The sequence below is a fragment of the Robertmurraya kyonggiensis genome (assembly GCF_005116465.1).
GTDB classification, from domain to species: Bacteria; Bacillota; Bacilli; order Bacillales; family Cytobacillaceae; genus Robertmurraya; species Robertmurraya kyonggiensis.
Genome location: NZ_SWBM01000005.1, coordinates 57372 through 72685, shown reverse-complemented (window position 1 = coordinate 72685; position 15314 = coordinate 57372). Strand labels below are relative to the sequence as shown.

The following is a 15314-nucleotide window of genomic DNA, read 5'->3' as shown; positions in this document are numbered from 1 at the left end:
ATTTTTTCGAATCTAATTTACTTAGAATCAACCAAATTACTCTATCACTCCTCAAAAAGACTTGAAATTAATTACCCCCAACCGATAAATGGGCGACCCCTCTCATTGAAGAATCGCCAGTTCGTTAGTTTCTATTTTCCTTATTTACTTTTAGTATTTCCTTCAAAGTATTATGTATATTTTGTAGACTGATCAAGATAACTCCAAGCATAATAAACGTTATGATTTCCCCTGTGTATATGGAAACGATCGCTAGAATTACCGCATATAATCCATATAGCAAACCATTCATTTATTCTCACCTCACCATTTTTTACAATTTTCATAAAAATCAAACGTGAACATGAGAAAAATCATTCTTGATTTTCCTTAGCCCACTCTAGCGCTTTCAATTCTATTTCTTTAACAAATGCATCCTTACCATTTATGTAGGATTCAATATCATAAGGAAATTGCTCTGCCAATTTCTCTTTGAGCGCACCATAACTTTTCCTTTCATGCGGATGATTTAGGAAATAGTCCCGAAATGCTAAATGCCGTTCTATTTCAGTACTTCCAACTTGATAGACATGAACATGATGAGTCCGATTGTCCCCACCCTTTTGAAAATACCTGCGTCCTGATATTCCATTCTCACCCTTCGATTCATATCCTATATTTTGCATCTCTTCATTATATTTATCAACGAGAGAAATATCTTTAACCACAGGCATGATGTCTATAATAGGCTTGGCTTTTAACCCTGGTACGGCCGTACTACCAATATGATGGATTGCGACCATTTCATTTTCAAATACAAGTTTTAGTTTATCTGCTTCTTCTGCAAAAAGCACAGCCCATTTCTCGTCATAAGAACTGACTTCAACCTTTCTCAAAGCAGCACCTCCTCCCTCTTTTACTTCGCTAGAAAAGACTTTAATCCTCCTTCCATTAAAGCACGATTCTTTAACATATAAAAAGGCTCGATTCCACTCACAAGCGTCCTCGAGCCTTCCCATTTATAAAATCAAATCCCCATCTTCAGCCGCTTCCTCTTCGTTCACAATTAGCTGATGACTTCTCATTAATTGGTAAAACCATTCACGATTTGCATAAGTCCTTCTTTGATTGATGTAACTTGACGTCCGAGAACTTTTTCAAAATCATTGCTTACAATTTCCAATGTTCCTTCACGGATATCCTTTTGAATGTTCACAATCATTGTGACCACAAAATCTGGTAATCCTGCTCCTTTTATGATCTCACTATAGGTAGCGTCATCAACTTGTTGAACAGATACCTCTTTGCCCAATACTTCTCCAAGTATCGAGGCTAGCTCTTCTTGTGCTAATAGTGGACCAGACAGTTCATAAACGGTATTTTCATGGCCCTCTCCTGAAAGAACTGCTGCCGCAGCTTCTGCATAATCCTGCTGCAACGCCCAACCAACTTTCCCCTTTCCTGCAGAAGTCACCCATGGTGCTCCAGCTAAAACTCCTTGAATACTAGAGATTTCATTCTCAAGATACCAGTTGTTACGTAGGAAAGAATAAGGAATGCCCGAATTTAAAATCGCTTTCTCTGTTGCCTTATGAGTTGGTGCCATGAAGTTTGTACTTTCTTGTGCATTCGTAATGCTTGTATAAGCAATGAATCCTACCCCTGCACGTTTGGCTGCTGCTACTGCATTGCCGTGCTGACGAATTCTCGTTTCATTATCTCCGTCTGCAGAAATAATAAGCAAACGATCAATTCCTGCAAATGCCGTATCCAATGTTTCTGTGTGATCGAAATCACCATGACGAACCTCAACACCACGTGCGCGTAAGCCTTCTGCCTTCTCAGGATTTCGTACACTTACTGCTAATTGCGTTGCTGGTACGGTTTCTAATAACTTCTCAACGATTTTACTTCCTAATTTCCCTGTAGCCCCTGTCACTAACCATTTCATGAACTATTTCTCCTCCCAAAACCTCATTATAGTTGTAATCAATACGGTTACATGTAACTATATTAATTACAATCAAGTACTATGTCAAGTAATCCAAACTTTTTATCGTTTTGGTATTCTTTTTGAGTATAATAATAGTTGTAACCATACTAATTACATGGAAAAAAGTTGGTGATTTATCATGTCCATTAGCAGCCGATTTGCTGTAGGTGTTCATATATTAACATTGATTGAGTTCAATAAAGATGGGGTGAGCTCATCTGAATATTTGGCTGAAAGTGTCAACACGAATCCTGCCCTTATCAGAAAAATTATCGGGATGCTAAAAAAGGCAGAATTAGTTGAAGTGCATCCAGGGATCGCTGGGGCAAATCTTGCAAAAAAATTATCCGAAATCACATTGTTAGATGTGTATAAAGCAGTAAATGTTGTTCCGGAAAATGAACTATTTAGCGTGCACGAAAATCCAAATCCCAAATGTTTGGTTGGACGAAATATCCAAGAAACAATTATTCCCATACTATCGATCGCACAACTCGCTATGGAAAAGGTACTTGGAAGCGTCACGATCGAAGACATCTTTGAGGCTATTGTGGAAAAAGAGAAGCAGAAATAACTTATGATAGGCTCCGTTACATGGTTAAGGAGCCTATCTTATAGGAACAAAATCTTACTATCAAAATGAATCCTATTAAAATGATGAACGATATAATATTGACAAGACAGCCTTTGATTTATCTCTTTCCTTATCAGACACTTTTCCCCCCTCCCTAGTCCCTTTCTTTTTCATTTCGAAAACTTTCATTCATCTAACTCTTCAAGCAAAAAATTAATGAGTTCATCAATTTCATATGTTTTAAAAACGACCCCCTTAGTATCAAAAACGGCATAAGCTGGTTCCTTTTCAAATTCAAATACTGGATGACTATCGATGGATTCATTTCTAATGAATGCAATTTTATTCGTGTTAATCCCTTCTCGCTCGAAATCATCATAAGAAATTTCAGTTCCTGCTACATAAATCGAATATTTTCCATTTTCATCAGAAAGAAGATCAGGAGCATACAAATTTGGAACAGAGGCGTCTTGATTACTACTTCCCACCATCATAATCGTCATCAAAAATAACAAATAGCCCAATCCATTTTTATTACGTATTTTCAATGGACTTTCTCACTCACCATAAATATATAAATCAATCCTCCTATTCATTCTTAGAGCTATTTTCTTCAGAAGAATAAATGTTTTTTGAGGCTGTAACCACTTATTCAAATGTAATCAATTCTGAAATATATCTATTAATCCCGCCTTTTAAAACCACTCCATGTCCTGTGCACAAATATTCTATTTCAAATTGGTTCATTGCTTTTAATCCCTTGATAAATGAATCAAAATCGCGCTTTTTTCTCATTTCTTCATTTTGAGACCATTCCGAAACGAATTTTTTAAACTTTTCTCCAGTTACATCTCCATCTTCAACAACCTGACCATTTATTGGTTCCCCAAAGAAACAAATATGGTCTCCACAAAACAATACCTTATCTTTTTTGTGGTAAAGGGCCACAGAACCTTTTGTATGATGACCTAGGAGTACATGCTCGAGATTGTCTACTTCTCTAAGATTCGTATTGAATTTTCCCCTGAGTTCCTCAGGTACCAACTGTAAATCTTTTTCGTGAATATATCCTTCAACATTTTCAAGGAATCGCACTCCTCCAATATGATCCCTGTGTCCATGCGTCGCTACGAATCTAGTAATATTTTCAATACCAATTTTCTTCATTTCTCCTGAAAGATGTTCAAAATGCTCTTCCTTTCCAGAATCAATCAAGGTGACTTCATCCCCTTCAACTAACACATAGCAGTTATTGAACGAATTCCAAGACTCATCCCAAAGCAAAAACCCATAGACATGATCCGTTATTTTTTTGAAATATTTTTCCATATTGATTTCAACTCCTTTTTCAAGCATTTTACTTCATTTAAATCATAAACTTGTAATGACTGACTTAGGAGGGATTGAATTGACGGAAAAAATTCTGCTTTTTGCAGATCCGGGTATAGACGATTCATTGGCGATTATTTACGCTCTTCTAAATCCGAACATTGAGCTTGTTGGCATTGTCACAAGCTACGGAAATGTTTCAAAAGAACAGGCAACAGCAAATGCGTATTATTTACTTCAGCTCGCTAATCAAACCCAGATTCCCATTATTCCTGGTGCTGCAAATCCAGTTGAGCAAGAAGAGGCATCGAATATCTACTATCCAGAAATCCATGGAGCGGAAGGGATGGGACCGATCCGACCACCAGGCGACCTGCAATATCAGGTTCACTCTTTTGAAACCATTAGAACCATCATAAATCGCTATCCAAATGAAATCGTTATTGTTGATACAGGCCGTTCAACAAGCTTAGCGACCGCATTGATACTTTTTAATGAAGAAATAAAAAAAGTAAAAGCATTTTATCTAATGGGAGGAGCCTTTTTTGTACCTGGAAACGTCACCGCATTAGCAGAAGCGAATTTTTATGGAGATCCTACAGCTACGAACTACGTACTAACACATGCACATAATTTAACAATAACTCCTCTTAATGTGACCCAATACGCGCTTCTCACTTCTGAAATGGTTCAGCGCTTAACACAAGAAGGAAATACTCCCTTTGGGGCATTACTTTCACCTATCTTCGAGTTTTACTATAATGCTTACCAAAAAAACATCCCTAATATTCAAGGTGCGCCCATACACGATCTTTTAACGGTGATGATTGTAGCCAATCCTACCATCGTGGAGTATGTTTATTATGATCCTAAGGTGATCAACGGGGACAGTGAAGCAAAAGGTATGTCCTTTATCGATATTAGACCCACCAGTCCAAAAGGAAAAACGAGAATTGCCGTGAAACTAGACTATGAGAAGTTCGTCGAGGAATTTTTAAACGTCATGTTGATATTAGATTAGGAGGGAGTAATCTCTCCTTGATCTATTTTAGAAGATTGAGCATCATATTTAAGAACGACCCTGCCTGAGAATCTTTTTCGGCTTCATCCTGTTTCAAGATTAACTCCTCCATGTAACTAAAAAAGTAAATCCCCTAAATCAGAGAGCAGTGTTGTCGTAACTTTAATTGTTATTACTGGTCCAGCTTCGATCGAAATAAACCTATCATCCATCTCAAGAATAATTGCAGAAAGAAATTCGCTGCCGTTCTCTTTAAATCCATATCCACTAACTCTTTTGATATTATTTTGTTCCAGAAAAAAGCTAGAACTCATGATGGTATGTTTTTCCTCAAGCCAATCTACTGATTCATAATCCAATGGTTCAGGAGTATCCTGTTCTTTTAGTAGCAGAATATCATCCCCTAAATCTGTCTCTTTCCAATTTATCCGCCAATAGATTGTTTCCGAAGAATCAGGTCTTCTTATTTTTAGAATGGGTTCCATACAAATTAGACTGATATCTTCAATGCTTTGGTATACGCCAAGTTGGTTCGCATAAATCCATAACAAGCTTCCTTCGATTGACTTAAAACTAGTCCAATCCTTTTTCATATTACACTGTCTCCTCTACGTTCTCCCAACCAAGCACAAGTTCAGGTAGCCACTTTCCTCCGATTTCTACTTCGACTTCTTCTATGTATTTCGCTCCAAGCGCTTCATAAAAATGCCGCGAAGGATTATCTCTTAAAACAAGGACCAGCATCGAGTTGAATCCCATTTCTTTCAATTCAACCGCAATTGGTTTCACTAACTCCCGTCCAATCCCTTGTCCCTGATACTCTTTTAAAATATAAATAGCATAAATTTCCCCAACGAACCCTGTATATTTTCCGCTTCTCTCTTTCCCACCAGAGGAAAAACCAACGATTTCACCAGACTCGGTTTCGGCCACATATACACCGCCATTAGGGATGTTCCGAATCCATCTCTGCTCGAAATTGTTATAGGATAAACCATTTAAGAAATCGTCTGGAACAATATTTTGATACGTTGTTCTCCAACTATCTACATGTACTTTGGCAAGCCCTTTTGCATCGGATAAATCTGCTTTTCTAATATTGAAAGATTGATTCGTCATATATCTTCCCCCTTTAAAACAACAGTTCAACACAAAGTGCCTTAATCCTCCTTTTATATGGTATAATTAACCAAATAATTGCAATTGGAGGAATGCCTTTTGAACATTGGTGATGTATTATTTCAACTAATTATGTTTCTTTTACTCATTGGTCTCTTTAGTGTGGCCTTTGTTATCCTTTGCTCGGGTCTTAAGAGAAACTCAACGAATAAAACGATTGAACTTGAAAAAAAGCTTGATAGAATCATTGAGTTACTAGAAAAAGAGAAAAGCTAATCCCGTTTCCTTATTCTCGTACCAAAGAACGCCAAAATAATCGCTGGAACGCCGACTATTATCTCGCCGAACACATAATGGTTCCAACGAAAGAGTGCAAAGAGTATAAACAGAATTCCTGTCAGTACAGGATATTTTATCGTCCTCGCTTTATTGTTTTTTTTGCCTAATCGCATAGCCAAGAAGGACAATTCCTCCTATGACAAAATATAGTTCGATCATCGCCACGCTCCCCCATAATTATCTAATTCAACATACTCTTTCCATTTCCCTACATATTCCATTTCATCAAAAAACTGACCTGCTATCATCACAGGTCAGTTCATACTCTCTATCTATTGTTTTGGTGCTACAACTTGCGATATATATGCCGCGACATTTTGAATTTGTTCTTCTGTCAAAATGTCCGCAAACGCTGGCATTGTGGTTCCACCAGCTTTGACTCGTTCAATAACCTGTTCAGGATCATCAGCTATTTCGCTAAGCTGAAGGTCTGGTCCGTTATGTCCAGCAGTACCCTCATTGCCATGACAAGCAAGACAGTTACCCTCATAAACCTCTAGACCTTCATCTGGATTTGCAGTTGCAACGGCTTCCTCGGCATCACCTTCAGCATCGTCCCTTACCACCGATCCAGATTCAATCGCACCGTCTAGTGCGAAAGTCCAGATGGAATCACCGTGTTTCGAACCAGCAAGTGAATTACCTGCTACAAAAACAGAAATGTACTGAACACCATCTACTTCATAAGTGACTGGTGGAGCGTTCACACCTGCATCCGTCATAAATTCCCAAACTTGTTCACCTGTTTTTGCATCATATGCAATGAATCTTCCATCATTATGACCAACAAAAAGAAGACCTCCCTTAGTAGTTAAGGCACCACTATAAGCACTATCCTCCCAAACTTGCTGCCACGCGATCTTATTTGTTGTCACATTAATCGCCGTAACCGTCCCTCGCCTTGGCGCATCTTCAACAGGTGCGATAAGACTACCAAGATACATTTTTCCTTCTTCAATACTTGCTTCATCATACTCTTCTAATTCCATTCTAGAAAATGCCATATATTGATCCGTTGCTAATACATACATAAGACCTGTATCAGGATTATAGGCTGCTGGTGGCCAGTTCGCCCCTCCTGCTGCTGCTGGTTTTGTGAGAACAGGTTCATCCCAGAAAGGCTCAAACATGGCAGTTGCAACTTTCCCCTTATAATTAGGTACCTCTTTGGCAACTTCTTCAGCCGTTACAACTTGAGGTACAAACGAATCCCCTTTAGGGAATGGCTGAGTTGCTGCCGTTTTTTGCCGCTCGTCCTGAGGGACAGGTAGTTCTTCAATTCCTACTAACGGCTCCCCGTTTGTACGGTCTAAGAGATATACCCAACCTGTTTTACCCGCTTGAGCAAGTCCTTTCACTGGTTTCCCATCCATCTCTGTATCAAATAAGATAACTGGATTTGGAGCATCATAATCCCAAATATCATGATGAACCTCTTGGAAATGCCATTTGTATTCCCCAGTTTCAGCATCAATCGCGACAATGGAAGAAGCAAATAGATTATCCCCTTCACGCATACTTCCATCTACATCCGGGCCAGCATTCCCTGTTGAAAAATAAATCATTCCTAACTCTGGGTCTACCGCTGGTGTTTGCCATACTGGGGCTCCTCCACGTTTCCAAGCATCATTGTCACTTGGCCATGATTCATAACCGATTTCTCCTGGTCCTGGAATTGTATAGAATCGCCAGAGCTCTTCACCACTCTTAGCATCAAGGGCTGTTACCCGACCTCTTGTTCCATATTCACCCCCGGAGATACCTGTGTATAGTTTTCCATCATAGTAAAGAGGTGCACTTGTGATGGTGTAACCTTTTTTCCAATCATCGATTACTGTTGACCAAACTTCCTCACCTGTTTTCTGATCTAATGCCACAAGTGTTGCATCTAAGCGTCCAACAAACACCATTCCATCACCAATTGTTACACCGCGACTAGTCCAGCCGCAACAAACGGTTGTTAAATCTGGAAGTTCAGGCTTGTAGGTCCAAATGATTTCCCCATTTTTCACATCAATGGCTGAAACTTCATGTGCACCAGTGATTACATACATCACGCCATTATACACAACGGGTGATGCTTCCCCTGAATACTTAAACTCTAATCCAGAGCCTAAATTAGTGACCCACTTTCCTTTAAGATTTCCGACGTTTGACGTGTTGATTTCATCCAAAACAGAATATCGCTGATTGTAGACATCTCCCCCGTTTCCAATCCAATTCTCTTTTGGAAGCGCTGTCAATTCACTCGCAGTAAATGCTGGAGCAATCGGATCTAGGACAACAGGTTGTTCAGGTTTTGTAACCTCCTCTTCTTCTACAGGTTCTACAACTGCTTGCTCCTTATCGCCAACTGTTCCTAGAAAAATAGCAAAGCCAACAAGTAGAACGAAGGCACCTAAGAACCCCATAATAACGACAAGATTCCTTCTTTCCAAGACATTTCACCTACCCCTTTTTATATTTATACCCCTAGTTATCAATATATTTTGACTATTCTTAAAAATTACTTTATCATTCAAATTTCACAATTACAACATTTTAACTCAAGAAAAAGGAGAAAATTTAGTTATATAGAAATGGGTACAAGAACCTGTTCATTATTCAACACTTCACATGAATATACAGCCACTGATTTTTTCGGCACAAAAAAATAACCGACATCACAACGCCGGTTATTTTAGTATTTGTATTAATGATTTCTCCTCGCGAAGTCGACGAATCGAAACTTATCTGGTCGATGTCGAGACTCGGTAAATTGAAATAGTGTCGCATCATCGAGGAAAGCATAACTTTTAATGACAACAACATTACTAAAGCCTTCAAGGTCTAAAAGTTCCCTATCCTCTTCTGTTGGTTCAGTAACAACGATTTCTTTCTTTGAAAAGCCAATCGTTAAATTCAGCTTATTTTCAATGTATTCATAAAGTGAGTCTGCACAGATTTCCTTCGTTAAATCGGGAATCAGATTTTGAACTAAGATGTCCTTATCCAAAATTACCTTTTGTCCATCAAACTCTCGCGTTCTAACAACCTTCCACACAAGGTCTGTAGAAGATAGCTGCATTTGTTTCTTCATTGATTGACTCGGCTTTTCTAAGGAAAGCTCATTGACAATCGTCCGGACCTGGTTGTCCAATTTTTGTGATATCTCCTTAAAACTAACCAAGCCAGAGACAGGGAAATCAAATTTATTCACATTCAGGACAACTGAACCCTTTCCTCTAATTTTTTGAATGTAACCATCCTGCGAAAGAAGGTTGAGGGCCTTTCGAATTGTTTCTCTTGATGTATCATAGATGTCCGTCAGCTCATTTTCTGATGGAAGAAGACTATCCGGCAATAATTCTCCCGACTTTATTTGCTTTGAAATCTCATTGTAAATAGCTAAATATTTGCTTTTCATTTTGGACTTTCCCCAATTGACATTATTTTAGGAGATACACAATGGACTCATAAGGGCGAAGCTGAATTTTTTCGATATCTGTCGGTGAATCTTGATAATTGGACAGCAAGATTTCAACAGAATGGCCATTCAGTGACTCAGGTAATTCAAAAGTCGTTTCTTTTCCATAAAAGTTATTAATCACAAGTAGCTTCTCATGCGAATTGCTTCGCACATATGCAAAAATATCCTCATGATCATCTAATAACAACTGGTAATCCCCATCTGTTATGATATCATACTCTTTTCGAAGCTGGATCAGCTTTTGGTAATGATAAAAAATGGAATCCTTATCTTCGAGTGCCTTCTCCGCATTGATTTCCTTATAGTTTGAAGCAGTAGGAATCCAAGGTGTCCCAGTTGTAAAACCAGCATTCTTCTCGTCATTCCATTGAACCGGCGTTCTCGAATTGTCTCTCGATTTTTGCTTCAATATCTCAAGAATCTCTTCCTCCGAACGACCTTCTTCCTTCATAATCTGAAACATGTTCAACGACTCTACATCTCGATATTCATCAATGTCATTGAATTTCGGGTTCGTCATGCCAAACTCTTCCCCTTGATAAATATAAGGAGTTCCCTGCATCATATGAATCACTGTCGCTAACATTTTTGCAGATTCTTTATGGTATTCTTTATCGTTTCCAAATCGAGAAACAACACGTGGCTGATCATGATTACACCAGAACAAAGCATTCCAGCCAGAACCTTTATTCATCTCAACCTGCCACTTCGATAAGATATCCTTTAATGCTTGAAAATCAAATTCCGCTTTCGTCCATTTTTCCCCATTCGGATAATCTACCTTTAGGTGGTGGAAATTAAATGTCATATTAAGCTCTTCACTCTTTGGATTCGTATACTGTATGCAATTGTCAATTGACGTCGATGACATCTCGCCAACTGTCATAATGTCATATTTCGAAAAGACCGCTTGATTCATTTCATGTAAATATTCATGTATTCTTGGTCCATCTGTATAAAATCTACGTCCATCCCCTCGATCATCATTTGGAAAAGACTGATCCTTCGAAATCAGATTAATGACATCCAGACGGAATCCGTCGACCCCTTTTTTCAACCAGTACTCCATCATTTTATAAAGGTCTTTTCGAACAGCTTCATTTTCCCAGTTTAAATCGGCTTGCGTCACATCAAATAGATGTAAATAATATTGCCCCGTCGCTTCATCGTATTGCCAAGCTGAACCGCCGAATTTCGAGATCCAATTCGTCGGTGGATCTCCTTCTTTTCCATCTTTCCAGATGTAGTAATCACGATATGGATTGTCCTTTGAAGTTAAGGCATTTTGGAACCATTCATGGGCAGTCGATGTATGATTGATTACGATATCCATGATGATTTTGATCCCTCGTTTATGGGCTTCTTCTAATAACTGATCGAAATCCTCCATGGTACCGTACGGCTCATAAATGTTGTAATAGTCACTAATGTCATAGCCATTATCTTTTTGCGGAGATTCATAAATGGGTGTTAACCATAGAACATCCACACCAAGTTCTTTTAAATAGTCCAATTTTTCAATGATTCCTTGAAGATCACCCTCACCGTTGCCGGTCGTATCGTTAAAGCTCTTCGGATAAATTTGATATACTACTGCTTTTTTCCACCAAGGCTTATTCATGATGTGTGCACCTACCTAATTTTTATTACGAGAAAAGCCCAAGGCGCCCTCTACAATAATATTGTATGGCGCCTAGAGCTAGAGATTTTATATAAGGATATTATCTTTTACCAAGGCGCTCATATGCATTTACGCCCATTTTTGTTTTTGCAAAAACCATAGTAAGAATGATTGGAACGATAATCGCTACAAGCATTGAAACTGTGAACATAAGCATATGTGGTACCTGAATGGATAAAATCCCTGGAAGACCACCTACACCGATAGAGTTCGCCATAACGCCAGAACCTACAGAGATAATGGCTGCAATCGATGAACCAATCATTGCCGCTAGGAATGGGAATGTATATTTTAAGTTAATCCCGAACATCGCTGGCTCTGTAACCCCTAAGTAACAAGAAATCGCTGCTGGAATCGAAACTTGCTGTTCTTTTTCATCTTTACGATTTAGAATAATCATCGCTACTACGGCAGAACCTTGCGCAATATTTGATAAAGCAATCATTGGCCATAGATTCGTTCCGTCAAACTCACTCATTAATTGTAAGTCAATCGCATTGGTCATATGGTGAAGTCCTGTAATAACAAGTGGTGCATAAGCAAAACCAAACAGTGCTGCAAACAACCAACCAAATGCTGAAGTTAATCCAGAATACACAATATTAGAAATCCATGAACCAATCGTCCAACCAATCGGTCCTAAAACAACATGTGCAATAAGTACTGCTGGAATAATTGCAAAAAACGGAACAAATATCATTGAAACAACACTCGGAATAACTTTACGCAATCCTAACTCTAGGTAAGAAAGAACAAATCCGGCTAGAATCGCTGGAATGACCTGTGCCTGATACCCAATCATATCTACATGAGCAAACCCAAAATCCCAGAATGGAATTTCTGTTGCACCAGCAACTCCATATGCATTTAGCAATTGCGGAGAAACTAACGTAATACCTAAGACGATACCAAGAATCTGAGTTGTACCCATTTTTCTAGAAATGGCCCAAGTAATTCCGACCGGTAAGAAGTGGAAAATAGCTTCCCCAATCAGCCATAGGAACGAATGAACACCAGCCCAAAACTGGGATGCATCAATGAGTGATTGCGTTCCATCATTCATCATTTTGATTTCCATGACGTTTCTGAAACCTAAGATTAGACCACCTACTACTAAGGCAGGAATTAATGGTGTAAAGATATCAGCTAAATGCGCGATCATACGTTGAAGCCAGTTCATGTTTTGCTTTGCTGCTTCCTTCGCATCATCCTTAGATGCAACATCAGACACGCCTGCAATTTTTGTAAATTCATTATAAAAAGAGGAAACCTCATTCCCGATAATAACCTGAAATTGTCCTGCCTGTGTAAATGTCCCCTTCACAAGGCCGATTTCTTCCACCTTTTTGACATCAGCTTTTTTTGCATCCTTTAAAACAAATCTCATTCTCGTTGCACAATGTGTAACAACCGAAATATTTTCACTACCACCAACATGCTCAAGCAATTGTTTCGCATCGTTTGTGTACTTACTCATTTATACTTCCCCCTTACGTTATGACTAATATATATGATTGCGTTTCCAAAACAACTTGTATATACAACTTGTTTGCGTTTTCATTTTATCTTGTATATACAAGTAAGTCAATCAAATATTTATTTTTATTTTTCACCAAAATTTTTCCATTTATTGATCTTTTGATTTTGAGTGGCTAAAACAAGCCCAACCGATGTCGTCAGGTTAGGCTTTGAATCAACAACCTGCAAACGGTTGTTAATGACTCATTTTCTGGTATCCATACCATTTTGCTTTCATCCGGAGTACGGAGATGAACGATTTCTACCCCTTTTGTTTTTAATTCAGTAATCGTGTAACCATTATTTAAACTATCCCATTCTGTTGCAGGAACCAGGAGCAGCCCTTGGACATCATCCCCTGCTTTTACCTCTTCCAAATTGTCCACGTTGGCAAAATATATAGCGAAATAAATATAGGGCCCAACTGGTAATCCAGCTCGATATGGCTTATCTGGGAAAGGGTTCGTTACTCTTTCAAGTAAATAGGGGGCAATCTCATCCTTTACTTGAATTTTTTCCACAGTTTTAAGATCCATGTCATGAAAAAAAGTTACCGGTGAAGATTCAATTCGGACATCTACACTTATTTCTTCCTTCGCCTCACGAATCGCACAATCTAAAATCGTTTCATTCGGTTCCTGACCACCCCCAACAGCACCTACTCGCCATGTATTTTCCATTTCATCTGGCAATCCATCCGGGTTGAGCGTGATAAGAATTTTATCCCCTTTGGTGACAAGAACTCCTGCACAAAATGGTTGGTTATGTGTTATTTCTGCAATATGAACTATGTTTTTCATCCATTTCTCCTAACTTCAACTAGAATATATGGTATACTTTACCAAATTATTATAAAAGTTTGAATATTTAGATGAATATGTTTCAGATATGATGTTGTACGCGAGCATTCGAAAGGAGCATGTTAAGTTTGGAAACAAAACTCAATTGGAATGCAAATTTATATGATGGCAAGCATGCTTTTGTTTCGCAGTTTGGCCAAAATTTAATCGAATTATTAGAGCCAAAATCGGGAGAAAGAATTCTTGATCTTGGCTGTGGAACCGGTGACCTTGCCAATCAGTTATTTGAAAATGGTGTGAATGTGGTAGGTGTAGATAACTCTGTGAATATGGTAGAACTAGCAAAAAATAAATATCCACAAATCAAATTTATCGCTCTAGATGCAAAAAACTTGGCATTCGATGGTGAATTTGATGCCGTATTCTCAAATGCTACTCTTCATTGGGTAAAACAACCGATTCAAGCATTGCAGGGCATTTATCACAGCTTAAAGCCAGGCGGGAGATTCGTTGCGGAATTTGGCGGGAAAGGGAATGTTCAAACCATATCAAATGAGATAGTGATGCAAATTGAAGCAGCAGGTTTCAAATTTAAAGAAGAGCATTTCCCATGGTTCTATCCAAGTATCAGTGAGTACTCGACTCTTATGGAAGAAGTAGGATTTCGAGTTACCTTTGCTCAGCATTTTGACCGTCCAACCCCATTGAATGGAGATGAGGGATTAAGAAATTGGATTCAGATGTTCGGGAGACAGCTTTTTACAGGTGTTCCTGAAGAAAGTAGAGCTCACCTCATAACAAAAATTGAAAATAAATTAAAAGGCAGTTTATATAAAGAGGACAATTGGATTGCCGATTACAAACGTATTCGCGTGATTGGAAGAAAAGAATAACTAAGGGGAGGACCTGAGATTGGTCCTCCTCTTTAAATTTGCCGATACTTTCTTAAAAGATATTTAACGTATTTATGAAAAGCAATTAAAATGATATAAAGGATCGGATATATAATGACGGAATACCAAAACTTCCAGCCATGGTAGTAGAAGGTCCCACTCCAAAGAAACAATATTTCATATATATAGGCGAAAATGGACCACGCACCTATGTAGATAGTTTTACTTAGGAATTTGTTTTTATAAGGAAAGTAATTTAGAAAAACAACACTAACTGGTCCATAAATGAAGATGGCATACAGTAACGTTTCCCAATTAACCCCTTTCGTAAAGTATCCATACAAGTGGTATTTTAAGTCTAAAAAGACATTAGTCAACGCCTCTAAATATAGAGCAAACAATGTGGTCGTTAATATCTCTATCCCAGAAATACGCTTCGGAACAAATATGGCAACTGAACAAAATACGATAACTGAAAGCACAAGAAATATCACAATAGATTTCCCCTTACTGCTTAAATGTTTTTCCCTTATCATCTCCCTCTTGAGCTTTAATATTAATAACATAAAAAAGCATTTGGAAATGAATTATTCCCAAAT

General features: G+C 38.3%; 17 protein-coding genes. 4 read left to right on the top strand and 13 right to left on the bottom strand.

Annotated features, from left to right (window positions below):
* Nucleotides 1-124: 124 nt before the first annotated feature.
* The 3 genes from FA727_RS24455 to FA727_RS17980 form a co-directional block, all read right to left on the bottom strand.
* Complete coding sequence (locus tag FA727_RS24455; RefSeq protein WP_170209285.1) at nucleotides 125-292, bottom strand: hypothetical protein; 168 nt, start codon at nucleotides 290-292, stop codon at nucleotides 125-127.
* A 61-nt stretch (nucleotides 293-353) separates the two neighbouring features.
* Nucleotides 354-875, bottom strand: a complete 522-nt coding sequence (locus FA727_RS17985; RefSeq protein WP_136832928.1) for a GrpB family protein — start codon at nucleotides 873-875, stop codon at nucleotides 354-356.
* Between the two features lie 188 nt (nucleotides 876-1063).
* The gene (locus tag FA727_RS17980; protein WP_136832927.1) at nucleotides 1064-1930 is read right to left on the bottom strand and encodes an SDR family oxidoreductase; all 867 of its coding nucleotides are present in this window, start codon (nucleotides 1928-1930) and stop codon (nucleotides 1064-1066) included.
* 181 nt (nucleotides 1931-2111) lie between these two features.
* Between FA727_RS17980 and FA727_RS17975 the strand changes: the two genes are divergently transcribed.
* A complete protein-coding gene (locus FA727_RS17975) occupies nucleotides 2112-2546 on the top strand; it encodes an Rrf2 family transcriptional regulator (RefSeq protein ID WP_136832926.1) in 435 nt (144 codons plus the stop codon).
* Between the two features lie 185 nt (nucleotides 2547-2731).
* Here FA727_RS17975 and FA727_RS17970 read toward each other — a convergent pair whose 3' ends face one another.
* Both FA727_RS17970 and FA727_RS17965 read right to left on the bottom strand, forming a co-directional pair.
* Nucleotides 2732-3094: a hypothetical protein gene (locus FA727_RS17970; RefSeq protein ID WP_136832925.1), complete on the bottom strand. Its 363-nt coding sequence runs from the start codon at nucleotides 3092-3094 to the stop codon at nucleotides 2732-2734.
* Between the two features lie 100 nt (nucleotides 3095-3194).
* Nucleotides 3195-3875: an MBL fold metallo-hydrolase gene (locus tag FA727_RS17965; protein WP_136832924.1), complete on the bottom strand. Its 681-nt coding sequence runs from the start codon at nucleotides 3873-3875 to the stop codon at nucleotides 3195-3197.
* A 55-nt stretch (nucleotides 3876-3930) separates the two neighbouring features.
* On the opposite strand from FA727_RS17965, the gene FA727_RS17960 reads away from it, so the two are divergent.
* The gene (locus FA727_RS17960) at nucleotides 3931-4896 is read left to right on the top strand and encodes a nucleoside hydrolase (protein ID WP_136832923.1); all 966 of its coding nucleotides are present in this window, start codon (nucleotides 3931-3933) and stop codon (nucleotides 4894-4896) included.
* 116 nt (nucleotides 4897-5012) lie between these two features.
* Here FA727_RS17960 and FA727_RS17955 read toward each other — a convergent pair whose 3' ends face one another.
* Both FA727_RS17955 and FA727_RS17950 read right to left on the bottom strand, forming a co-directional pair.
* Nucleotides 5013-5489: a hypothetical protein gene (locus FA727_RS17955; RefSeq protein WP_136832922.1), complete on the bottom strand. Its 477-nt coding sequence runs from the start codon at nucleotides 5487-5489 to the stop codon at nucleotides 5013-5015.
* 1 nt (nucleotide 5490) lies between these two features.
* Nucleotides 5491-6015 (bottom strand): GNAT family N-acetyltransferase, encoded by a 525-nt coding sequence (locus FA727_RS17950; RefSeq protein ID WP_136832921.1) that lies wholly within the window; start codon nucleotides 6013-6015, stop codon nucleotides 5491-5493.
* A gap of 99 nt (nucleotides 6016-6114) precedes the next feature.
* On the opposite strand from FA727_RS17950, the gene FA727_RS17945 reads away from it, so the two are divergent.
* Nucleotides 6115-6291: a DUF4083 family protein gene (locus FA727_RS17945; RefSeq protein WP_136832920.1), complete on the top strand. Its 177-nt coding sequence runs from the start codon at nucleotides 6115-6117 to the stop codon at nucleotides 6289-6291.
* Nucleotides 6292-6626: 335 nt separating this feature from the next.
* On the opposite strand, the gene FA727_RS17940 is transcribed toward FA727_RS17945, so the two are convergent.
* From FA727_RS17940 to FA727_RS17920, 5 genes are all read right to left on the bottom strand, one after another.
* Nucleotides 6627-8792, bottom strand: a complete 2166-nt coding sequence (locus tag FA727_RS17940; protein WP_246041952.1) for an outer membrane protein assembly factor BamB family protein — start codon at nucleotides 8790-8792, stop codon at nucleotides 6627-6629.
* A gap of 254 nt (nucleotides 8793-9046) precedes the next feature.
* On the bottom strand, nucleotides 9047-9760 hold the full coding sequence (gene treR, locus FA727_RS17935) for a trehalose operon repressor (RefSeq protein WP_136832919.1): 714 nt from the start codon (nucleotides 9758-9760) through the stop codon (nucleotides 9047-9049).
* 22 nt (nucleotides 9761-9782) lie between these two features.
* Nucleotides 9783-11444 carry an alpha,alpha-phosphotrehalase gene (gene treC / locus FA727_RS17930; RefSeq protein ID WP_136832918.1) on the bottom strand — a complete coding sequence of 554 codons (1662 nt, stop codon included), beginning with the start codon at nucleotides 11442-11444 and terminating at the stop codon, nucleotides 9783-9785.
* A 100-nt stretch (nucleotides 11445-11544) separates the two neighbouring features.
* A complete protein-coding gene (treP, locus tag FA727_RS17925; protein WP_136832917.1) occupies nucleotides 11545-12981 on the bottom strand; it encodes a PTS system trehalose-specific EIIBC component in 1437 nt (478 codons plus the stop codon).
* A 199-nt stretch (nucleotides 12982-13180) separates the two neighbouring features.
* Nucleotides 13181-13822, bottom strand: a complete 642-nt coding sequence (locus FA727_RS17920; protein WP_136832916.1) for an NUDIX hydrolase — start codon at nucleotides 13820-13822, stop codon at nucleotides 13181-13183.
* 128 nt (nucleotides 13823-13950) lie between these two features.
* Here FA727_RS17920 and FA727_RS17915 point away from each other — a divergent pair, with 128 nt between their 5' ends.
* A complete protein-coding gene (locus FA727_RS17915; RefSeq protein ID WP_438646635.1) occupies nucleotides 13951-14715 on the top strand; it encodes a class I SAM-dependent methyltransferase in 765 nt (254 codons plus the stop codon).
* A gap of 32 nt (nucleotides 14716-14747) precedes the next feature.
* On the opposite strand, the gene FA727_RS17910 is transcribed toward FA727_RS17915, so the two are convergent.
* Nucleotides 14748-15209, bottom strand: coding sequence for a CBO0543 family protein (locus FA727_RS17910; protein ID WP_136832914.1), 462 nt, complete (start codon nucleotides 15207-15209; stop codon nucleotides 14748-14750).
* Nucleotides 15210-15314 lie beyond the last annotated feature (105 nt).